General features: G+C 65.3%; 21 protein-coding genes. 10 read left to right on the forward strand and 11 right to left on the reverse strand.

Features of this window, described 5'->3' with window-relative positions:
* Window positions 1–7 precede the first annotated feature (7 nt).
* Entirely contained in the window at window positions 8–1,204 is a 1,197-nt protein-coding gene (locus tag A3AS_RS0123875; RefSeq protein WP_018320080.1) for an FAD-dependent monooxygenase, read from the reverse strand.
* A gap of 147 nt (window positions 1,205–1,351) precedes the next feature.
* Between A3AS_RS0123875 and A3AS_RS0123880 the strand changes: the two genes are divergently transcribed.
* Complete coding sequence (locus A3AS_RS0123880) at window positions 1,352–1,822, forward strand: MarR family transcriptional regulator (RefSeq protein WP_049814971.1); 471 nt, start codon at window positions 1,352–1,354, stop codon at window positions 1,820–1,822.
* Here the strand turns inward: A3AS_RS0123880 and A3AS_RS0123885 are convergent.
* The 3 genes from A3AS_RS0123885 to A3AS_RS0123895 all read right to left on the reverse strand — a co-directional run bounded on the left by A3AS_RS0123885 (window position 1,797) and on the right by A3AS_RS0123895 (window position 6,022).
* On the reverse strand, window positions 1,797–3,047 hold the full coding sequence (locus A3AS_RS0123885; protein ID WP_018320082.1) for an O-antigen ligase: 1,251 nt from the start codon (window positions 3,045–3,047) through the stop codon (window positions 1,797–1,799). The genes A3AS_RS0123880 and A3AS_RS0123885 overlap by 26 nt on opposite strands.
* A 173-nt stretch (window positions 3,048–3,220) precedes the next feature.
* On the reverse strand, window positions 3,221–4,768 hold the full coding sequence (locus A3AS_RS0123890) for an undecaprenyl-phosphate glucose phosphotransferase (RefSeq protein WP_026202303.1): 1,548 nt from the start codon (window positions 4,766–4,768) through the stop codon (window positions 3,221–3,223).
* A gap of 120 nt (window positions 4,769–4,888) precedes the next feature.
* Window positions 4,889–6,022 (reverse strand): glycosyltransferase family 4 protein, encoded by a 1,134-nt coding sequence (locus A3AS_RS0123895; protein ID WP_018320084.1) that lies wholly within the window; start codon window positions 6,020–6,022, stop codon window positions 4,889–4,891.
* A gap of 205 nt (window positions 6,023–6,227) precedes the next feature.
* Here A3AS_RS0123895 and A3AS_RS0123900 point away from each other — a divergent pair, with 205 nt between their 5' ends.
* Complete coding sequence (locus A3AS_RS0123900; protein ID WP_018320085.1) at window positions 6,228–8,552, forward strand: exopolysaccharide transport family protein; 2,325 nt, start codon at window positions 6,228–6,230, stop codon at window positions 8,550–8,552.
* A gap of 144 nt (window positions 8,553–8,696) precedes the next feature.
* Here A3AS_RS0123900 and A3AS_RS0123905 read toward each other — a convergent pair whose 3' ends face one another.
* Window positions 8,697–9,878 carry a GNAT family N-acetyltransferase gene (locus A3AS_RS0123905; protein ID WP_018320086.1) on the reverse strand — a complete coding sequence of 394 codons (1,182 nt, stop codon included), beginning with the start codon at window positions 9,876–9,878 and terminating at the stop codon, window positions 8,697–8,699.
* Between the two features lie 127 nt (window positions 9,879–10,005).
* Between A3AS_RS0123905 and A3AS_RS0123910 the strand changes: the two genes are divergently transcribed.
* A complete protein-coding gene (locus A3AS_RS0123910; RefSeq protein ID WP_018320087.1) occupies window positions 10,006–11,049 on the forward strand; it encodes a polysaccharide deacetylase family protein in 1,044 nt (347 codons plus the stop codon).
* Here the strand turns inward: A3AS_RS0123910 and A3AS_RS0123915 are convergent.
* A complete protein-coding gene (locus A3AS_RS0123915; RefSeq protein WP_018320088.1) occupies window positions 11,033–11,254 on the reverse strand; it encodes a DUF2842 domain-containing protein in 222 nt (73 codons plus the stop codon). The genes A3AS_RS0123910 and A3AS_RS0123915 overlap by 17 nt on opposite strands.
* Before the next feature lie 97 nt (window positions 11,255–11,351).
* On the opposite strand from A3AS_RS0123915, the gene A3AS_RS0123920 reads away from it, so the two are divergent.
* Complete coding sequence (locus A3AS_RS0123920; RefSeq protein WP_018320089.1) at window positions 11,352–12,434, forward strand: COX15/CtaA family protein; 1,083 nt, start codon at window positions 11,352–11,354, stop codon at window positions 12,432–12,434.
* Here A3AS_RS0123920 and A3AS_RS0123925 read toward each other — a convergent pair whose 3' ends face one another.
* The 4 genes from A3AS_RS0123925 to A3AS_RS0123940 all read right to left on the reverse strand — a co-directional run bounded on the left by A3AS_RS0123925 (window position 12,435) and on the right by A3AS_RS0123940 (window position 15,917).
* Entirely contained in the window at window positions 12,435–12,779 is a 345-nt protein-coding gene (locus A3AS_RS0123925; protein WP_018320090.1) for a hypothetical protein, read from the reverse strand. It lies immediately after the preceding gene.
* A gap of 175 nt (window positions 12,780–12,954) precedes the next feature.
* A complete protein-coding gene (locus A3AS_RS0123930; RefSeq protein WP_018320091.1) occupies window positions 12,955–14,235 on the reverse strand; it encodes an O-acetylhomoserine aminocarboxypropyltransferase in 1,281 nt (426 codons plus the stop codon).
* Between the two features lie 149 nt (window positions 14,236–14,384).
* On the reverse strand, window positions 14,385–14,969 hold the full coding sequence (locus A3AS_RS0123935; RefSeq protein WP_018320092.1) for a CoA-binding protein: 585 nt from the start codon (window positions 14,967–14,969) through the stop codon (window positions 14,385–14,387).
* Window positions 14,970–15,092: 123 nt separating this feature from the next.
* Window positions 15,093–15,917 (reverse strand): enoyl-CoA hydratase, encoded by an 825-nt coding sequence (locus A3AS_RS0123940; RefSeq protein WP_018320093.1) that lies wholly within the window; start codon window positions 15,915–15,917, stop codon window positions 15,093–15,095.
* An 85-nt stretch (window positions 15,918–16,002) separates the two neighbouring features.
* On the opposite strand from A3AS_RS0123940, the gene A3AS_RS0123945 reads away from it, so the two are divergent.
* The 6 genes from A3AS_RS0123945 to A3AS_RS0123970 all read left to right on the forward strand — a co-directional run bounded on the left by A3AS_RS0123945 (window position 16,003) and on the right by A3AS_RS0123970 (window position 19,684).
* The gene (locus tag A3AS_RS0123945; RefSeq protein ID WP_018320094.1) at window positions 16,003–16,431 is read left to right on the forward strand and encodes a PaaI family thioesterase; all 429 of its coding nucleotides are present in this window, start codon (window positions 16,003–16,005) and stop codon (window positions 16,429–16,431) included.
* Window positions 16,432–16,589: 158 nt separating this feature from the next.
* Entirely contained in the window at window positions 16,590–17,054 is a 465-nt protein-coding gene (rplM, locus tag A3AS_RS0123950; RefSeq protein WP_011087726.1) for a 50S ribosomal protein L13, read from the forward strand.
* Window position 17,055: 1 nt separating this feature from the next.
* Window positions 17,056–17,535, forward strand: a complete 480-nt coding sequence (rpsI, locus tag A3AS_RS0123955; RefSeq protein WP_018320095.1) for a 30S ribosomal protein S9 — start codon at window positions 17,056–17,058, stop codon at window positions 17,533–17,535.
* A gap of 229 nt (window positions 17,536–17,764) precedes the next feature.
* Window positions 17,765–18,985 carry a diguanylate cyclase gene (locus tag A3AS_RS0123960; protein WP_018320096.1) on the forward strand — a complete coding sequence of 407 codons (1,221 nt, stop codon included), beginning with the start codon at window positions 17,765–17,767 and terminating at the stop codon, window positions 18,983–18,985.
* A gap of 59 nt (window positions 18,986–19,044) precedes the next feature.
* On the forward strand, window positions 19,045–19,284 hold the full coding sequence (locus A3AS_RS0123965; protein ID WP_018320097.1) for a hypothetical protein: 240 nt from the start codon (window positions 19,045–19,047) through the stop codon (window positions 19,282–19,284).
* 103 nt (window positions 19,285–19,387) lie between these two features.
* A complete protein-coding gene (locus tag A3AS_RS0123970; RefSeq protein ID WP_018320098.1) occupies window positions 19,388–19,684 on the forward strand; it encodes an antibiotic biosynthesis monooxygenase in 297 nt (98 codons plus the stop codon).
* A gap of 61 nt (window positions 19,685–19,745) precedes the next feature.
* Here A3AS_RS0123970 and A3AS_RS0123975 read toward each other — a convergent pair whose 3' ends face one another.
* The gene (locus A3AS_RS0123975; protein WP_085964141.1) at window positions 19,746–20,882 is read right to left on the reverse strand and encodes an AI-2E family transporter; all 1,137 of its coding nucleotides are present in this window, start codon (window positions 20,880–20,882) and stop codon (window positions 19,746–19,748) included.
* Window positions 20,883–20,892 lie beyond the last annotated feature (10 nt).

Below are 20,892 nucleotides of genomic sequence, written 5' to 3' on the forward strand. Positions count from 1 at the left end.
GGTGCCGCTAGACCGCCCTTGCATCATACGCGTACATGAACTCCATACTCTTCGATCCCAGCGGCAACAGCCATTTCAGCATCTGATTTCGCACCCACGCGCCGGTGGCGCTGAACTCGCGCTTGCTGTTGCCGTTGCGGCGCGCCATGGCGACGATCTTCTCAGTGCGCGGGCGGCGCTCCGCCTCGAATGCCCTAAAGGTGGCGCCGAGCTCCTGGCCCTCCTGCATCAGGCGGGCAAGCCGCATCGCGTCCTCGAGCGCCAGCGAGGCGCCCTGGCCGGCGTGAGGGCTGGTCGCGTGCGCGGCATCGCCGATCAGCAGCGAGCGCTTGCGCGACCAGGTCGGCAGGGTCGCGACGTCGAGCGTGTCGGTGACGACGATGTTCTCGGCGGCCTCGATGATATCAGGAATCGGGTCGTGCCAGCCGCGGTGGAAGCCGCGCAGATGCTGCTTCAGCGTCGTCGGGTCGAGGGCGCGAAACATCGCGGCGTCCATGCCGTGCGCGGGCTGCGTGCTCCACCACATCACGCCGTCCGTGGGATCTGGGCTGCAATACCCATAACCGAAGAAGCCGCTCTGGCCGAACGTGGTCTCGACGTGCCGGCCGATCGGCCTGCCGTCGAGGACGGCGTGCGGCACGAAGCCGCCGAAGCCGATCAGTCCGGTGTTGAAGGGCTGCGGTCCGTCCGGCACCACCTGTCGACGGGCGATCGAGTGCACGCCGTCGGCGCCGATCAGGAAGTCACCCTCGGCCGTGGTGCCGTCGGCGAAATAGGCGATGATCGACTGGTCGCCGCGGTCCTCGATCTTGATCAAGCGCTTCTCGAAATAGAGCGAAACGCAGGCGCACCAGGCCTTGTCGATCAAGATTTCGTTCAGCGTGGCGCGACAGACATTTACCGCGGGCTGCCCGAAGCGCCGCTCCATGTCGCGGTTGATCGAGCCGAGCCTCGCGCCGCCCTGCGAATAGAAGTCGAAGGATTCGGCGATCGAGCCTCGGCTGATCAATTCATTCGCCAGCCCGATCTCGTCCAGCACATGCATGCCGTTCGGCGCGATCTGCAGGCCGCCGCCGATGCCCTTGGAATAGGGCCAGGCCTCGTAGATCGCGGACTCGATGCCGGCGCGGCGGAGCAGGATCGCGGCCACGGGTCCGGCAATGCCGGCGCCGATGATCAGGGCCTTGCGTGGTCGATAGGACATGGCTTGCTCCCGACGTTTCCGTGGTGCTAGGAGGAATTACGGTCGCTAAATCTCTTAGTGACTAAGATATATATCGCCTAAGATATGAGGTCGGCCTTGTCAAGGAAGAAGGCGCGCAACGCGCTGCTGCAGGAGCTCGAGGAGGCGATGCGCAGGTCGTCGGCGCAGGGCGTGCTCTATGGGCAAACCGTTGCCAACGTTGCCGGAATTGCCAATTCCGATCTCGAATGCATGGACATCCTGTATCTCGAGGGACGCGTCACCGCAGGAAGGCTCGCCGAGGTCACGGGCCTGACGACGGGCGCCATCACCGGCGTGGTCGACCGGCTCGAAAAGGCCGGCCTGGTGCGCCGTGAGCGGGATGAGAAAGACCGCCGCAAGGTCTTCATCGCCGTCGTGCCGGACGCGGCGATGAAGATCGGCCAATTCTACGTGCCGATGCAGCAGGCGATGGAGAAGGTATTCGGCGGCTATTCCGACGAGGAATTGCGGCTGCTGCTGCGTTTCGCCAACGAAGGCTACAAGGGTGTGCTCGCAGCGACCGAGGCGCTGAAGGGCCTGCTCGACACGCCACCGGAAAAGCGTCCGGCTCTCAAGTTGAAGAAGCGTCGTCCCTGATCTTGTAGATCTGCGCGGCGGCGATCATGCCCCACATCGCGCCCAGCATCATCCAGAAGTGCCGCCAGTGGTCGGTGTCGATCACGAAGCTCTCGCCGACGGTGCCGACGAAGGCGGAGAACACTGCGAGATAAGCGCGCTGCCAGGGCACCGGGACGAAGATGTGCCTGAAGCCCATGATGACGGTGGTGAAGACCAGCGCGGGATAGCACACGCCGGAGAGCCAGCCGCCAGACATGAAGGCGTTGAGATAGGAATTGTGCGTGTCCTCGGGGAAGAAACGGTGGAATTGCAGCGGGCCGATGCCGAACGGCAGGTCGAGCGCCATCTCCGCACCCAGGATGTGGCGGCCGAACCGGCCGAAGCGGCCCTCGTCGTAGCTCTGGTCGAAGCTCGCGCGCTGCTTGAACATCTCGGCGGTGGAATCGAACGACAGCAGCACCGCGATCAGCGCCAGCCCCAGCACGGCGGCGACGATCGCCATGATGATGATGCGCGAGCGCTGCGCGTTGGTGCGGCTGGTCAGCACCATCAGCGCCAGCATGAAGGCGGAGGTCAGCACCAGGCCGCCCCAGGCGGCGCGTGAGAAGGCGAGCAGGATCGCCAGCGACATGATGCCGAAGGCGATGACGTTGCGGAACGCCTTCCCCAGTCTGTCCGAAACCACGCTCTGCAGCGCAAACAGCGCGGGCAGGATCAGGAAGGCGCCGAGCACGTTCGGGTCCTTGAACGTGCCGCGCGCGCGGCCGTAGAGTGTGAGAAGGTCGTTGCCGCCGGGCACCAGGTGGAAATAGCCAGCGACCGCCAGCAGCGAGGCGATCATTCCGCCGACCACGAGGCCTCGGCGGAGCATGTCGAGCCGGGCTGCGGTATCCTCGGACGTGACCATGGCGAAGAACACCACGGTCACCGCCATGTACCAGGAGGTCGCGATCCAGCTCACCACCTCGGACTGCTCGAACAGCGGGATGGCGCTGATCGTGTAGCCGACATTGAGCAGGACCAGCATCAGCACCAGCGGCATCAGCGCGAGCCGCAGCCGCAGGCCGGTGGCGAAGAACGTGACCGCCGCGAGCAGCGTCATGATCTCGTAGGGGCTCGGCTCGATGAAGACGACCGCGCCGGAGGCGCCGACCAGCCACCCCAGCGCGCGCTGCAGCGCCAGCACGCCGGGCGCAGCCGGTACGGCTACGTTCACTCCATCGGCTGTCGCCGCATACGCCATCACATGCTCATACGCTTACGCAACTCGTCGTCACAAATTCCGCTGTCATCGCCCGGCTCGACCGGGCGATCCAGTACGCCGTGGCGGCCATTGCGCAAAACAGCTGCCGCTGCGGCGTACTGGATGCCCCGTTCCAGTGCGCAAGCGCGCACAAGCCGGGGCATGACGGAAGCTCAATACGCGTTCTCGTTCTTGGTCAGCAGCGAGATCGGCGTCTTCAGGAGAATGTAGAGGTCGAACAGCACCGACCAGTTCTCGATGTAATAGAGGTCGAACTCGACGCGCTTCTGGATCTTCTCTTCGTTGTCGATCTCGCCGCGCCAGCCGTTGATCTGGGCCCAGCCGGTGATGCCGGGCTTGACGCGATGGCGGGCGAAATAGCCGTCGACGGCTTCGTCGAACAGCCGGCTCTGGAGCTTGCCCTGCACCGCATGCGGGCGCGGGCCGACCAGGGAGAGGTTGCCGGAGAACACCACGTTGAAGAGCTGCGGCAGCTCGTCGAGACTGGTCTTGCGGATGAAGCGGCCGACGCGGGTGACGCGCGGATCGTTCTTGGTCACGACCTTGGAGGCGGTCGGATCGGCCTGATGATGGTACATCGACCGGAACTTGTAGACGTCGATGCGCTCGTTGTTGAAGCCGAAGCGCTTCTGGCGGAACAGCGCCGGACCGGGGCTGTCGAGCTTCACCGCCAGCGCCACCAGGCCCATCACCGGCAGGGCCGCGAGCAGCGCGAGGCTGCCGACGACGCGGTCGAACAGCCATTTCATCACCAGATCCCAGTCGGTGATCGGCGCCTCGAACACGTCCAGCGTCGGCACCTCGCCGAGATAGGAATAGGAGCGGGGCCGGAAGCGCAGCTTGTTGGTGTGCGCGGAGAGGCGGATGTCGACCGGCAGCACCCAGAGCTTCTTCAGCATTTCCAGGATGCGCGTTTCCGCCGAGATCGGCAGCGCGAACAGCACGAGATCGACGCGGGTGCGGCGGGCGAATTCGACGATGTCGTCGACCTTGCCGAGCTTGCGCGCGCCGGCGCAGGTGTCGAGCGCGCGGCTGTCGTTGCGGTCGTCGAACACGCCGAGCACGTGGATGTCGGAATCCTCCTGCGCGTTGAGCGCTTCGACCAGCTGCTCGCCATTGCTGTCGGAGCCAACGATGATGGTGCGGCGGTCGAGCCGGCCCTGGCGCGCCCAGCCACGCACCAGCGAGCGCAGCACAAGGCGTTCGGCGAGCAGCGCGGCGAGACCGAGGAAGTAAAAGGCGGCAAGCCACAGCCGCGAGATTTCGCTGCCGTATTTGGCGAAGAAGGAGATGCCGATGAACAGCAGGAAGACGAACGACCAGGACGAGATCATCCGTGTCATCTGCCGGAGCTGACCGCGGAACAGCTGCACCTGATAGATGTCGGCGGCCTGGAAGCAGACCACGGCGGCGATCGATACGGCGATGACCTCCGCGGGATAGACCCAGCTGAAGCCGGAGAGCGGCATGACATAGCCGGCATAGAGCGCGATACCGACGAGGCTGAGGAGCGCGAAGTCGGCCACGCGCACGAAACCGGCGATCACGATCGGCGAATAGGCGCGAGCGACCTTCTGGTTGACGACGTCGAGGGCTGCGGGTGAGAGCCGGCGGCGGCGCTCCACGAAGGGTTGGTCAGCGGGCTTGGCCGCGGCGCTGGTCGCGGCATCGAGCATCGAGCGTGCGTTGAGCGGTTCCACGGGCTTCCACGTCCATTTCAAGCACCCGCGGGCCAATAGCGTTGGCGCCCCGGGCGGCATCCCCTGGTCCTTCGATTATCGAACAAATCGGAAGATTTTCTAAAGCGGGCTTAACGATGGTTAATGATTGGCAAATGCGTCGCGATAGCCGGCGATCACGCCGTCGACCATGGCGGCTTGCGAGAAATGCGCCGAGATGCGTTCGCGCAAGGACACGGCGCGCTGCGCGGTGGTCTGGGGATCATCGAGCGCCGCGGCAATCGCCTCGGCCATCGCCTCGGAATTGCTCGGCGCGAACAGGGCCGGGCTGTCGGAGCCGAAGATCTCGGGGATGCCCCCAATGCGGGAAGCGATCATGGGAATGCCGGCCGCGCCGGCCTCGATCACGACATAGGGCATGGAATCGCCGCGCGAGGGGACGACCAGCAGCCGCCCCTTGGAGAAGCCGTAGCGCGCCTTGACGTGACCGATGAAACGGATCGCATTGGTGAGGCCGAGCTTCTCGACCTGCGCCTTCAGCGCCGCGGTTTCCTCGCCGTCGCCGCCAAGCGTCAGCGTGACCTTCTTGCCGCCCTCGTGCAGGCGCGCCACGGCATCGACCAGGAGATCGGCGCCCTTGATGTGCCTGAACTCGCCGACATAGGCGAGGTCGGTGGCATCGTCGGTGGTCACGACGGGCTCGAACTCCTCGGGCGTGACGCCGTTGAAGACGCAATGCACCACGCCCTTGGGCGTGCCGACGATGCGTTGATAGGTGTCGCGCGCGAACGCGCTCTCGAACAGGAACAGGTCGGTCGCGTCCATCAGCGTCCGTTCCAGCCGCGCGTAAAACTCGCCCTTGAAGGTGTTGAGGGGATAGTGCAGCGAGCCACCATGCGGCGTGTAGATGCGGATGGTGTCGTCGGAGCGTCGCCGCATGCGGATGAAGGCGCCGGCCTTGGCACCGTGGCCGTGCATGACGTCCGGCTTGAGCGTGGCGATCAGGCGCCGCATGCGCAGCCACACAAGAACGTCGTCCGGCGACGGCTCGCGGCGGATCGCGAGCCGGTGCACGCCAAGCTTCAGCCGCGGCGCGAGCTCGGCAAGGGCCTTGTCGGCGCGCTCGCCGCCGGTGAGGCTGTCGGCGAGAATGCCGACATGGTGGCCGCGATCGACCTGGCCGTTGGCGACGTCGAGGATGTGGCGGAAGATGCCGCCGACCGGAGCACGCACGGCGTGCAGGATGCGAAGCGGCCGGTCAGGAGAGGGGGGCATGAGTCAAAACCAGCGCGCGACGGCGAATGCCGAACAATTCCTCGGAAAATATCGAGACGGATTAAGGGGCCTCGTGGTTAACAAACGGTGACGAGCGCGCCTGCGCACGTCGCCGCATGCCGCGATTAACCCAGCGGCAACCTTAATGGAGTGTAATCGCCACGGTTGAGGTAGCTTAGTGGCGTTGCCCCTGCGGGAGTGTTCGATGCGTTTAGCGTTCTGGCGTGCCGGCAAGGACAAGGCCGTGGTTGCGCGAGCCGTCTCAAGGGCCAAACCCGAAGTCGCGCCCAAGGCTGAGACCAAGCCTGAGACCAAGCCTGAGACCAAGGTCGAGGCCAAGACTGAAGTCAGGCTTGAAGCAAAGCCTGCGCCGGTCGTCACCAAGCAGGCCCAAGTCGAATCCGGCGATATCGATCTGCACGCGCTCGGCGCGGCATTGGCGCGCAAGCGCGGCTGGATCATCGTGCCGACGGTGCTGGCGCTCGTCGCCTCCGTTACCGTCGTCAATCTCGTCACGCCGCGCTACAAGTCCGAATCGCGCATCCTGATCGATGGCCGCGAGAACGTGTTCCTGCGTCCGAGCAGCGACCGCACCGAGGAGCGGCAGGCGCTCGACGCCGAGGCCGTCACCAGCCAGGTGCAGCTGGTGCTGTCGCGCGATCTGGCCCGGGAAATCATCAAGAAGAACAAGCTCGCCGAACGCCCCGAATTCGATCCCGTGCTGCAAGGCATCTCGCCGCTGAAGTCGCTGGCCGCGATGATCGGTATCGGCCGCGATCCGTTCTCGATGACGCCGGAAGAGCGCGTGCTCGATGCCTATTACGATCGTCTCCAGGCCTACGCCGTCGACAAGTCGCGCGTGATCGTGGTCGAATTCCAGTCCGCCGATCCGGACCTTGCCGCGCGCGTCGCCAATTCGATCGCCGACGGCTATCTCGTGCTCCAGCAGGGCGCGCGCCAGGAGCAGGCCAAGAACGCCAGCCAGTGGCTCGCCGGCGAGATCGAGAGCCTGCGCAAGAAGGTCTCCGACGCCGAGGCCAGGGTCGAGGACTTCCGCTCCAAGTCGAGCCTGTTCGTCGGCACCAACAACACCACGCTGTCGAACCAGCAGATGGGCGAGGTCAACACCCAGCTCAACAATGCGCGCGCGCTGAAGGCAGATGCGGAATCCAAGGCGCGCCTGATCCGCGAGATGCTCCAGAGCGGCAAGCCGATCGAGGCGTCTGAAGTTCTGAACTCGGACGCGGTGCGCGGGCCTTCCCAGCAGCGTGTGGCATTGCGGGCGACCCTCGCCGAGCAATCCTCGACGCTGCTTGGCAACCATCCGCGCATCAAGGAACTGAAGGCGCAGCTCGCCGAGCTGGACAACCAGATTCGGGACGAGGCGGCCAAGATCGCGCGCGCGCTAGAGAACGATGCGAAGGCCGCCAGCGGTCGGGTGCAGGAGCTGTCGATAAGTCTCGAACAGCTTAAGAAGCAGGCGGCCGCCACCAACGGCCAGGATGTCCAGCTCCGCGCGCTCGAGCGCGAGGCCAAGGCGCAGCGCGACCTGCTGGAGGGGTATCTCGCCAAGTACCGCGAGGCCAATACCCGCGAGACCATCGACACGGCGCCGACCGACGGCCGCATCATCTCGCGCGCCATCGTCTCGAACACGCCGGCCTATCCGAAGAAGCTGCCGATCGTGCTGATCGCGACGATCGCCACGCTGCTGCTCTCGTCCGGCGTCGTCGTCACCGGCGAGTTGTTGCGCCAGACCGCGCCCCGCACGGTGGCCGCGTTCAGCCCGGTGCAAACGCAGGCACCGGTGCGCCAGGAACCGGCTGTCCAGCCGGTTGTCCGGCCCGAGGTCGAGCCGATCGCCGATCCGGTCATGGCAGAGACCGCGCCGCTTCAGCCGGACATGACTGATGATGCCGACGTCACCGAATTCACCGAGATCGAACGTCTGGCCGGCAGCCTGCGCGCCGCGGGCGCTGCGGCGAGGAAGGTCACGGTGCTCGGCACCGCTTCCGGTGAAGCCATCACGCTGTCGACGCTGACGCTCGCCCGGCATCTGGCCCGCGAGACGCGCGTCGTCGTGGTCGATCTCGCCGCGTCCTCGCCGACGATTGCCGCGGTGTCGGTCGACGCTTCGGCGCCCGGCCTTGCCGAGCTGATGCAGGGCGAGGCGTCGTTCGCGCAAATCATCACCCGGGACAAGCTATCGCGGCTGCATCTCGTCATGGCCGGCCGTCCCGGCTTCGACCGCAGCGTGCTGCAATCGCCGCGGGTGACGCTGGCCATCGACGCGCTGCTGCGCGCCTATGATCACGTGCTGATCGACGCCGGCAGCGCCTCCGACCTTCCGGCCGAGCTGCTGACGGCGCATGCCCGCGCCGTCGTGGTGCCCGATGCGTCGATGACGGCGGATGCGCGTACGTTGATGTGCGAGCAGCTGAGGGCGGTCGGCTTCAGCGAGGTGACGATGTTGAGCAAGCCGGTGCAGGCTTCGGGTGCGGTGGATGCGCCCCGCGTGGTGGCGGCGTAGGCTTTTCTTTCTCCGCGCACTCTGAATCGTAGGGTGGGCAAAGGCGCACTTGCGCCGTCCCCACGGCCTGTCCGATACGGTAACAAAAGACGTGGGCACGCTTCGCTTTGCCCACCCTACGATATCGGCGTTCGCGGAGAGATATTACCCGAACGCCTGCCGCAGCCGCCTGGCCAGATCAAACAGCATCTGGTTCTGCTTCACCAGCCGCTTGCCATGGCTGAGCGATGACATCGCCATCGCTGCGAGTTTTCCGCGGGAGGTCAGCGGAACAAAACTGTCGAAGATATCTTCGTCGTCCTTGCAGAACATCCGCTTGTAGTCGTCCGAACCGATGCCGAGGTCGAGCGAGCGGTAGCCGCGCTCGCCGTAGCGATCGATGATGTAGCGCATCAGGATCAGGCCGGGGCTGTAGCGGGCGTGCTCGGACATCGTGTAGGTGTTGAACATCATCGAGAAGCGCTGGCCGTCGGCGACGCCGGCATAGATCGCGATCACCTCGTCGTCGCATTCGAGCGCGTGGATGTCGATGACGCGGCCTTCGCCGCGCGGCGCGAGGCAGGCGCTGCGGATGAACTGTTCGACCCCGGGCTCGGCGAAGACGTTCGGGAGCTTCTGTTCGGCCATCCGCGCCGGCTTGACGCGGAAGAACCAGTCGAGCAGGCGGGTGACGTCGGCATCGGACGTCGCCAGATGATAGCGATAGCCGGCGAGGTGCTGGAGCTTCTTTTCCTTGCTCTTGAGGCGGCGGCGGAACGAATTGCTGATCCGCGATGGCGGCGGGCCGCCGGGCTCCATCACCAGCTGCGGGCAGCCGTTGATCGCGCTCTGTCGCGGCAGCAGCGCAAACGGGTTCGGCTGGTCGCGCCAGCGCGGCGGTTGCTGTGTCAGCGCGAGCACGTCGGCATGTTCGCGCAGCGGCGCCAGCAGTGCTTCGAGATCGGCGGCGCTGGTCTGTGCGGCGCACGCGGCATCCCACAGGCCCATGTTGAAGGTCGTGTGCTTGCCGCCCATGAAAGCGGCCGTGCGCACGCCGTGGCTCTGGCGCAGCGAGAGCGGCAGCAGCAGCACCGGCTTGCGATCGGCGTCGCGACCGATCACGACGAAGGGCCGCGCGCCTTCGCGCTCGCCGACCAGGCGCTGCCAGGGGCCAAGCAGATCGAACCGCTGATAGGGCGTGAAGAGATGGCCGGGCTCCTCGAAGGCGCGCCAGACCGCCTCGGCGGCGCCGAGATCGGTGACGATATCGACATGCGCAATACGGCTCGCTTTCGACCGCGCTGGCGCTTCTGCCGTCCGGCTTTGCATCGCCGCAGCCATGGTCATTCGCGAAACCTGTCGAGAAATCAAAATAGACGTAATTCGGCCTGTGGCCGACCTTTGCAAAGAAAGGTCAACAAAGGGTAAGGACAATGGAGAGGGAACGGCGCCTTGGGGGCGCGAAGGTGGGATCTTGGCATCCGACGACAGATGGCTGGAACGGCTGCGCCTCGAACTGGCCTGGTTCACCGGCCACGCCGCGCTGCGCAGCCGAGGTGCCGGCGCCATCCTGCGCTTCGCGCGGGTGCGGCCACAGCGGGGCGGCGGGTTTCAGCCGCTGCGCGCGAACGAGATCACGCCGCAATTTCTCGACCGTGCCATTCGCGCGTTGAAGCGCTGGAACTACGATTTTCTCGGCATGGACGAGGTCTGCCGGCGCGCGGTGACACTGCCGGAGAAACGGCGTTTCGTGGCGCTGTCCTTCGATGGTGCCAACAAGGATCTCATCGACTTCGCCTACCCGGTGCTGACGCATCACGCCGTGCCCTTCACGGTCTACGTGCCCACCGCGTTTCCCGATGGTGTCGGGCAGGCCTGGTGGCTCGGGCTCGAACAGGTGATCGCGCGCGAGAGCCGCATCAGCCTGATGATGGGCGAGAGGGAGCAGCGCTTCACCGTCACCGGCAATGCCGAGAAGCAGGCGCTGTTCTCGCATCTCGAGAGCTGGCTGCGCTCGCTGTCACCGGCGGATCTATCGGCCGCGATCGCCGATCTCTGTACGCGCTACCGCATTGATCTTGCCACGCTCTCGCGCGAGGCGTCGATGGATTGGGAGGATCTGGCGAAGCTGGCTGCCGATCCACTCGTCACGATCGGCAGCGCGACCGTGAACTATCCCGTTCTCGCCAACATGAAGGACAGTGCGGCGCTGCGCGAGATGGCGATGGGCAGGGCCGTTGCCGAAGCCGCTTTCGGCCGCGATGTCAGGCATCTCGCCTTTCCGTTCGGCGACCGCACCTCGTTCCGGCGCAGCCACGTCGTGATGGCGGAGGAGGCCGGCTTTGCCAGCGCGGTGTCGACGATCCCGGGCATCGTGGACGCGGAGGGGCGGACCAATCTGCGCGCGCTGCCGCGGATTTCCTGGGATGGCCGCGTGCGCTCGCTGCGCATGTTGCGCGTACTGGTGTCGGGTGTTGCGTTTGCGCCGGTGAGGCCGACCGCTACGAGCCAGACTTAACGCGATCAGGCCGCTGCATCCAGCTCACGATCGGCATCGCCGGCAGTACCCAGCCCATGCCGACCACCACGTAATAGATCGCTTGCCGCCAGCCGGACTCGGCGATCCACGGCATCTGCGCCGCCGCCATGCCGAGCAGGGCCCAGACCGTGGCCAGCACGAGGAGCAGGATGGCGCCGAGGAACTTGCGGGTGCGGATCGTCATGACGGACTACTAGCGGCTTTCGCGTAACTTGCGCTGCGGGAGCGGGGGACTATAAGGGGCACGCAGTCCGGTTCAAGCCCTGGTTTTAACCTCTGAAATGACGACGAATTTTGTCCCAACTAACCCGCATCGCGCCGTGCGCTGGTGGCTGATCTCGGTCGCCGCACTGATCGCGCTGATGGTGCTGGTCGGCGGCGCGACACGGCTGACGGAATCCGGCCTCTCGATCGTCGAATGGAAGCCGGTCACGGGCAGCGTGCCGCCACTGTCGGAGGCGCAGTGGACCGAGGCGTTCGAGGCCTACAAGAAGATCCCGCAATATCGCGAGCTCAATGCGGGGATGAGCCTGTCCGAGTTCAAGCAGATCTTCTGGTGGGAGTGGAGCCATCGGCTGCTCGGTCGTTTCATCGGCGTCGCCTATCTCTTGCCGTTCCTGTTCTTCCTGTGGCGCGGTGGCCTGTCCGGTGAATTGAAGCGCAGGCTGTGGCTGCTGTTCGCGCTTGGCGGGCTTCAGGGCGCGGTCGGCTGGTGGATGGTGGCCTCGGGCCTGACGGGACGGGTTGAGGTGTCGCAATATCGGCTGGCGACGCATCTCGTGCTCGCGCTGCTGATCTTCGCTGGCATTGTCTGGACGGTGCGGCGGCTCAAGGAGCGGCCGCAGATCGCAGCACCGGCGCGGCTGCGCTTCACGAGCGCGCTGCTGCTCGTCGTGACCTTCGTGCAGATCTATTTCGGCGCACTGGTTGCGGGCCTGCGCGCGGGGCGCGCCTACAACACCTGGCCGCAGATCGACGGCGCGTTCATTCCCTCGGCCGAGCGGCTGTGGTTCGAGACGCCGTGGTGGCGCAACATGTTCGACAATGTGCTGACAGTGCAGTTCGAGCACCGCATGACCGCCTATGCGCTGTTCGCGCTGGCCGCGCTCCACGCGATCGACGCGGCGCGCTCGCGCGCAGGTGCAGCGGCAAGCGGCGCGCTCTGGCTGTTCGCGGCGGTGAGCCTGCAGGCGGTGCTCGGTATTCTCACGCTGCTCAACCAGGTGCCGATTGATCTCGCGCTGTCGCACCAGGCGGTCGCAATCGTCGTGCTGACGCTTGCGGTGATGCAGGTGGAGCGGCTCGCTTCGCGGCGACCTGCGGAGGCGCAGCCGCGCGCGGTTCCAGTTGGCCAGCCCGGCTGATCAGCAATAGCCGTAGATGCCGCACGAATAGGGCAGGCGCCAGAAATAATCGACCTGCTTCCCGCCGTAATACGCACCCTGATAGTCGTAGCTCCAGGGGCGGCCATAATAGCCCGGCAGGGTGTGCGAGCCCGGCAGCAGCGGTGTGCCCGGCAGGTTGCGGATGTAGCTGCCGACGCCATAGGCCGGCGAGATCAGCGCATCTGGATCGGTATCGACATAGACCTGCGGCGGCTCCTGCGGGGGAGCTGCGGCCCGCCGCTTCGGCGTGGCCGGCAAGTCGGCGGCAACGGCGGCTGAAACCGTCAGCATCGCCGCAAGGGCAGGCACCATCCAGCGCAGCATCGTCGGCTCCGAATCAAAGGGGCGATCCAAAGACGATGTATGGGGCAGATATGGTTAATGATCGTTAACTGACGGTCGCCAAAGCCACCGTCATTCCGGGGCGGTGCCAAAGCACCGAACCGGGCGTCGAGATTCCGGGCTCGCGCTGCCGCGCGCCCCGGAATGACGGCGGTGACTACGCCCCCAGCGCCTGTTCCAGATCGGCGATCAAATCTTCCTTGTCCTCGATGCCGATCGAGAGCCGCACCACGTCGGGGCCGGCGCCGGACTTCACCTTGGCGGCGTCGTCGAGCTGGCTGTGCGTGGTCGAGGCCGGATGGATCACCAGCGAGCGGGTGTCGCCGACATTGGCCAGGTGCGAGAACAGCTGCAGTTTCGACACCAGGCTGACGCCGGCGTCATAGCCGCCCTTCAGGCTGAAGGTGAACACGGCGCCTGCGCCCCGCGGCGCGTATTTGCGCGCGAGCTGGTTGTACTTGTCGCTCGCAAGGCCGGCATAGCTGACCGACGTCACCGCCGGATGGCCGGCGAGGAATTCGGCGATCGCCTTGGCATTGTCGCATTGCTTCTGCATGCGCAGCGGCAGCGTCTCGATGCCGGTCAGGATCATGAAGGCGTTGAACGGCGACAGCGCGGGGCCGAGGTCGCGCAAGCCCAGCACGCGGCAGGCGATCGCGAAGGCGAAATTGCCAAAGGTCTCCTGCAGGCGGATGCCGTGATATTCCGGCCGCGGCTCCGACAGCATCGGATATTTGCCGCCGGTCGACCAGTCGAAGGTGCCGGCATCGACGATGATGCCGCCGAGCGAATTGCCGTGACCGCCCAGAAACTTCGTCAGCGAGTGCACGACGATGTCGGCGCCGTGGTCGATCGGGCGGATCAGGTAGGGCGAGGCCAGCGTGTTGTCGACGATCAGCGGCACGCCCGCCTTCCGGGCCACCGTCGAGATTGCCTCGATGTCGGTGATGCTGCCGGCGGGATTGGCAATGGACTCGATGAAGATCGCTTTGGTGCGCGGCGTCACCGCGCGCTCGAAGCTCACGACGTCGTCGGGATCGGCCCACACCACGTTCCAGCCGAAGCTCTTGAAGGCGTGCGTGAACTGGTTGATCGAGCCGCCATAGAGTTTTCGCGCAGCGATGAACTCGTCGCCGGGCTGCATCAATTGCTGCAACACCACGACCTGCGCGGCATGGCCCGAGGCCACCGCAAGCGCGGCCGTGCCGCCTTCGAGCGCGGCGACGCGCTCTTCCAGCACGGCGTTGGTGGGATTGCCGATACGGGTATAAATGTTGCCGAACGCCTGCAGACCGAACAGCGAGGCGGCGTGGTCGGCATCGTTAAACACGAACGAGGTGGTTTGATAAATCGGCGTCGCGCGCGCACCGGTGGTGGGGTCGGGCTGTGCACCGGCATGCACGGCGAGGGTTGAAAATCCCGGAAGGCGATCGCTCATTGAGGGCGTCCTGTTCTCTTGGTCTGAAATCGCGCGGCATGCTGATGGGCGCCGCGCCCGCCGTCAAGGCGCCGCTTCACGTCAAGACCATTTGGGAATGATCTTGCTACGCATTGTCGAGTTGGCAAAATGAATCCCTCGCAATTGCGTCAGCTTTGCTCGGACTTGTTTTTGGCCGCGCGATCGGAGGCCGCAGTGTCGCCGCCGCCGACGCTCATCCGATTGAGGGATAGCCGCATGCCTTGCGTCGGTGCCGGCGCGCGCTTGGAGCTGAGCGTGCGCGAATTCACGCCCATCCAGGAGATCTCGGATGACAGGCGGCCATATTCGATCTTGGGGCAGCGATTCATCACCACCTTGATACCGACCGATTCCGCCTTCGCCGCCGCTGCGTCATCGCGCGCGCCGAGCTGCATCCAGATCACCTTCGGCAGCGGGTCGAGCGTGAGCGCCTCTTCGACGACCGGCATGATGTGGCTGGAATTGCGGAAGATGTCGATCATGTCTATGGGACGGCCGATGTCGGAGAGCGAGGCGATAAAGGGTTTGCCGAGCAGCTCCTTGCCGACATGGCCGGGATTGACCGGGATCATGTCGTAGCCGCGCTGCGCCAGATATTTGAACGCGAAATAGCTCGGTCGCACGTTGACCGGCGAGGCGCCGACCATCGCGATCGACTTCACGCTGTTGAGGATGGCGCGGATGTAATTGTCGGAATAGGCGTCGTGGTTCATCTTTTTCTTTCTCTGACCCTCATGGTGAGGAGCGCGGCACGCGCGTCTCGAACCATCAAGCCACAGTCGGGCCTCTATCCTTCGAGACGCCGCGTTCCGCGGCTTCTCGGGATGAGGAGTTGACTATTCGTCCCGCCATGTCGGCGCGCGCTTCTCGATGAAGGCGCCGATGCCTTCCTCGGCGTCGCGCGCCATCATGTTCTCGGTCATCACCTCTGCGGCATAGCGATAGGCATCCGCAAGGCTCATCTCGGCCTGGCGGTAGAATGCTTCCTTGCCGAGCTTGACGGTGTAGGCGGATTTCAGCGCGACCTGTTGCGCGAGCTCGATCGCGGCGTCGCGTTCAGTGCCGGCGGGCACCACGCGGTTGATGAGCCCGATCTCGCGGGCGCGGGTCGCCGGGATCGGCTCGCCCGTCAGCAACATCTCCATCGCCTGCTTGCGCGGCACGTTGCGCGACAGTGCCACCATTGGTGTCGAGCAGAACAGGCCGATGTCGACGCCGGGCGTGGCGAAGTGTGCTGCCTCCGAGGCGATGGCGAGATCGCAGCTTGCCACGAGCTGGCAGCCAGCCGCGGTCGCGATGCCCTGGACGGCAGCGACCACAGGCTTTGGCAGGTGCACGACCGCCTGCATCATCGCGCTGCAGGCGGTCATCATCTCGGCAAAGAAGGCGCGGCCGCGATCGGCGTCAATGCGACGCGCGGTCAGCTCCTTCATGTCGTGGCCGGCGGAGAAGGCCGGACCGTTGGCCGCGATCACGACGCCGCGGACGGCCTTGTCATCGCGGATCTCGTTGAGCTCCGCATGCAGGCTGGCGATCATCGCCGCCGACAGGCTGTTGCGCGCGGCGGGGCGGTTCAGCGTCAGCACGGCGATCGGGCCTACGGTCTCGCGCAGCAGGATCGGCGGTTGCGGGGAGGGGGCGCGGGCAGCCTGGGCGGACATCGAAGCGTTTCCGTTGGATTATTGCATTTGAATGACGCAGATAACTTAATGTAACAGGGCAAGCGAAGCGAGGGTGGGGAACAGCATGGCATCAGCGAAAATGAGCGTGGCAGAGGTCGAGCAGTTCCTCCGTCACGAGTTTCCCCAGGCCTTCAGCGGCGACGACATCACGATCGAAAGCGCGGACGGCCAGACCTGCCTTTTGCGCCAGCGCTACAGTGAAAGGATGCTGCGGCCGGGCGGAACCGTGTCCGGCCCGACGCTAATGGCACTGGCCGATTTCGCGATGTACGTGGTGCTGCTGTCCGCGATCGGGCCGGTCGGGCTCGCCGTGACCACCAATCTCAACATCAACTTCCTGCGCAAGGGCCAGCCCGGTCAGGACGTGCTGGCGGAGGCGCGGCTGCTCAAGCTCGGCAAGCGGCTGGCGGTCGGGGAGGTGAAACTGCTGTCCGGCAGCTCGCCCGATCCGATCGCCCATGTCACCTCGACCTATTCCATTCCAAATGTTTGAGCTTTTTGCAGGTAATATAGCACCATATTTTTAAGTCGTTGATATTGCGATGCTAATTTCGGTTCATGGGCATTGACCGTTGCGCGTCTCTTCTCTAGAAAACCGCGCAGTCCGGCGCGGTGTTCGCGCCGATGCTCCCCGTCCACGGAAACTCTGACATGAAAACCTTTTCGGCAAAGCCGGCTGAGGTGACGAAGAAGTGGGTGCTGATCGACGCCAAGGGTCTGGTCGTCGGCCGCCTCGCCACCATCGTTGCCATGCGCCTGCGCGGCAAGCACCTCCCGACCTACACCCCGCACGTTGATTGCGGCGACAACGTCATCATCATCAATGCGCAGCATGCGGTCCTCACGGGGCGCAAGCGCGAGCAGAAGACCTATTACAAGCACACCGGCTATGTCGGCCACGTCAAGGAGCGCACGGCGCGCCAGATCCTCGAGGGCAAGCATCCCGAGCGCGTGCTCGAGAAGGCCGTCGAGCGCATGATCCCGCGTGGCCCGCTCGGTCGCGTGCAGATGGGCAACCTCCGTGTCTACGGCGGCGCCGATCATCCGCACGAGGCGCAGCAGCCCGAGAAGATCGACATCGCCAAGTTGAACCGCAAGAACACGAGGGCCGCATAACATGGCCGAATCCATCCAGTCGCTCGACCAGCTCTCGCAGCTCAAGACGGCGGCGGCGCCCGATGCGCCCAAGCACGAGAAGAAGGTCGACAAGTTCAACCGCGCCTATGCCACCGGCAAGCGCAAGGACGCGGTCGCCCGCGTCTGGATCAAGCCGGGCGCCGGCAAGGTCACCGTCAACTCGCGCGAGGTCGAGGTCTATTTCGCCCGTCCCGTGCTGCGCATGATGATCGAGCAGCCGTTCTCGGTGGCCCAGCGTTCCGGCCAGTACGACGTGATCTGCACGGTTGCCGGCGGCGGCCTGTCCGGCCAGGCCGGCGCGGTCCGTCACGGCATCTCGAAGGCGCTGACCTATTTCGAGCCGGAGCTGCGCTCCGTGCTCAAGAAGGGCGGCTTCCTGACCCGCGACTCCCGCGTGGTCGAGCGCAAGAAGTACGGCAAGGCCAAGGCCCGCCGGTCCTTCCAGTTCTCGAAGCGTTAATCGCTTCGATCACATTCGCCGCGAAAGCGGCTTCAATGAGATGCAAAAGGGCGCTGATTTCAGCGCCCTTTTTGTTGTTCGTTTGTATGCAAATTGATGGCGTGTTTCCCGAAAACTTGGCCTCCCGCGAAAACCTGAATGGAACTCGCGCGACCTAGCGTCGCATTCGGAAGGGCGCGCAAACGGCTGGGGCCGGTCGCGTAACTGCTATGTCTTAAAGGGGGCCGACATGATGTCGCTCGATAGCATCACGCTCTATTTGGTCGCCACCATGGTTGCCGCACTGCTCGGCGCCATGATGGTGTTTTTCGGCAGGCAGGAGAACAGCCCTGCTCTGAAATGGTGGGGCACCGCGTATCTGCTCGGTGCCGCCTCCGTCGCGCTGTGGACCGCAGCCGGCGACAGGCTGGGCCCGCATCTTTACCTTGCGCTGAACGCGGTCGGCTTCGTCGCCTGCGGCATGGTGTGGAATGCGGCGCGCGTCTTCCACGGCCGCAAGCCGAACTGGCCGGGCCTCGTGCTCGGTGCGCTCGCCTGGGTCGCCGCCGTCACGCTGCTCGCCCCCGAGGCATCCATGTTGCGGATGATCGTCGGCGCCGGCATCGTCTCGGTTTATGCGGCACTGACCGCCAGCGAGCTCTGGACCGAACGGCGCAAGAGCCTGCAGCGGCGCTGGCCCGCCTTCGTGATGCCGGTGATGCATGGCTGCGTGTTGATGCTGCCGGTCCTGATCGGCAGCTTCCTGCGTCCGCACGATGCCGGCTTCTCCCAGAGCATCTGGGTCAAGGTGTTCGCGGTCGAACTGATCCTCTATGCCGTCGGCACCGTGTTCGTGATCTTCATGCTGGTGTCCGAGCGCACCGTGACCGCGCACCGCACCGCTGCGTCGACCGACCCCTTGACCGGCATGCTCAACCGCCGCGGCTTCTCGGAAGCCTGCGGCCGCGTGATCGAGCGCGAGGCCAAGGCCGGACGTCCCGTGACCGTGATGATCTTCGACATCGATCACTTCAAGTCGATCAACGACCGCTTCGGCCACCCCGCCGGCGACGAGATGCTGAAACTGTTCTCGACCGTCGTCGTCAGCAATTTGCGCATCACCGACATGTCGGGCCGCATCGGCGGCGAGGAATTCGCAGCGCTGCTGCCGTGTTCGCTGGAGGAGGGCGTGCTGGTCGCCGAGCGCGTGCGCGAGGCGTTCGAGACCTCCGGCGTCGTGGTCGACGAAGGCCCGGTCGACACCACCGTCAGCATCGGCGTCGCCGGCGGACCTGCCGGCACCGAGCTCGAGGTGCTGCTGGCATCCGCCGACACCGCGCTCTACCAGGCCAAGCGCGGCGGCCGTAACCGCGTCGAGGCGGCGGAGGAGCTGCCGCTGTCGCTGGAGAACTGGCGCCGCCAGAGCGCCGCGCGGATCAGTGCGCCGCAGCCGCGGCCGGCCACCGCCTGAGACGCAGGGCAGCATCGCGGTAATCCTCTGTTTACCATTCGATCCCTACCATTGCGGTCATGGAATCGATCCGTCGACAGAATCCGCAAGCTGCCCTGATGTCGCTCGAAGCGGCTGCGGCCTCGGCACGCAGCGGTTTCGCCTGTCTGTTCTCCACTGCGGATGAATACGAGAGCGCGCTGATCACCGAGCGCCGCGCGCAGGGGCGTTACACGCAAGGCCGCCGCAGTTACTGGCCGCTCGCGCTGTTCATCGGCTGCGCCCTGATCGTGGCGGGCAGCGTTCTGCTGCTCATCTGAGAGACCTGCATTTTTGGACCGACCAGGGCGCCGTTTCGGCGCCTTTTTCTTTTTCGCCGGCTGCGCTAGACACGCCTATCGAACAAAAAACGGGTGGAAACCGATGATCACCGAGATCGCGCAAATCGATGTCAAGCCGGGCAGCGAGAAGGACTTTGAGGCCGCCGTCGCCAAGGCCAAGGCCGCCTTCGGCCGCTCCAAGGGCTTTCACGGCTTCGAGCTGCACAAATCGATCGAAAAGCCGCAGCGCTACCGGCTGATGGTGAAATGGGCGACGCTGGAAAACCACACCGTCGATTTCCGCGGCTCTGAGAATTTCACCGAATGGCGCGGCCTCGTTGGCCTGTACTTTGCCTCGCCGCCCGAGGTCGAGCACACCGAGACTGTGCTCACGACCTGAGGCTTCATGTCGGGAGCGTGATCTTATCGGAAAACCGCTGCACACTTTTCCGGATCATGCTCTAGGCCGCTTCTGCCAGAGGCGCCGCCTCATAGGTCTTGAAATGGTCGATCATGACCTTGGCGATGGCCACTAGCGGCAGTGCCAGCGCCAGGCCCCAGATGCCGAACACGACGCCGAGCAGGATCTGGAACGCGAACAGGGTGGCCGGCGGGATGTCCAGCGCCTGCCGCTGCAGGATCGGCGTCAGCACGTAACTCTCCATGGCGTGCACGCCCATGAAGAGCAGAAAGGCCGATAGCGCCGGGATCCAGCCCGAGGCGAGGCTCGCCAGCACCACGACGACGCCGGCGATGATGGCCCCGATGGTCGGGATGAAGGCGAGCAGGCCGGCCTGAATTCCCAGGATGAACGAGCTGGGGATGCCGATGACGGCAAGCCCGATCCAGGTCACCACGCCGACTGCGAGCATGACGATGATCTGCGCGATCAGCCAGCGCTCCAGCGTCTCGGCTGTGCGGTCGATGATCAGGGCGACGCGGGTGCGGTGCCTCGCCGGCGCCAGGAACAGCAGACCATCGTGATAGACGGCCGGCTGGGCGGCGAAGGCGAAGCCCAGGAACAGCACGATGAAGATGTTGCCGACACCGTGGATGGTGCCGAGCAGCAGCTTGAAGGTCTGGCTCACGATCGCGCCGCCGCTGGAGGCCAGCGCGCCGGCGCCGGGCAGGGGACCGCGCGAGGGCGCTGCTGGTGCGGGCGCCGTCTCCGAGGGCGCAGTGGCCGAGGCGTCGGTCGCGCCGTTGCCGAAATCGAAGAAGCTGGTGTCGATGCCGTGGTTGTCCAGGAACGACTTCACGTTCCCGATCTGCGACTTGATGGTCTTGCTCAGCAGCGAAGCCTGTTCGGCGATGGTGGCGCCGCCGAGATAGGCGATGCCGGCGAGCATCAAAGCGAGCGCGGTGCAGACGATCGCGAGCCGCACCGGATGCGGCAGGGGCACGCGGCGGCCGAGCGCGCCCGTCAGCGCGTTGAGGCCGAGGCCAAGCAGCATGCCGGTGAAGATCAGCAGCAGGGTGGCAGCAAAATACCAGGTGAAGGCGAGCAGCGCGGTGAACAGCACGACACCGATGCCCCCGACCGAGATCGCCCAAGCGAGGTCGCCGCGGGTCCGGGAGCGTTCATCTTTGGACGACATGGTCACATCG

This window comes from Bradyrhizobium sp. WSM2793, from assembly GCF_000379585.1.
Classification (GTDB): Bacteria; Pseudomonadota; Alphaproteobacteria; order Rhizobiales; family Xanthobacteraceae; genus Bradyrhizobium.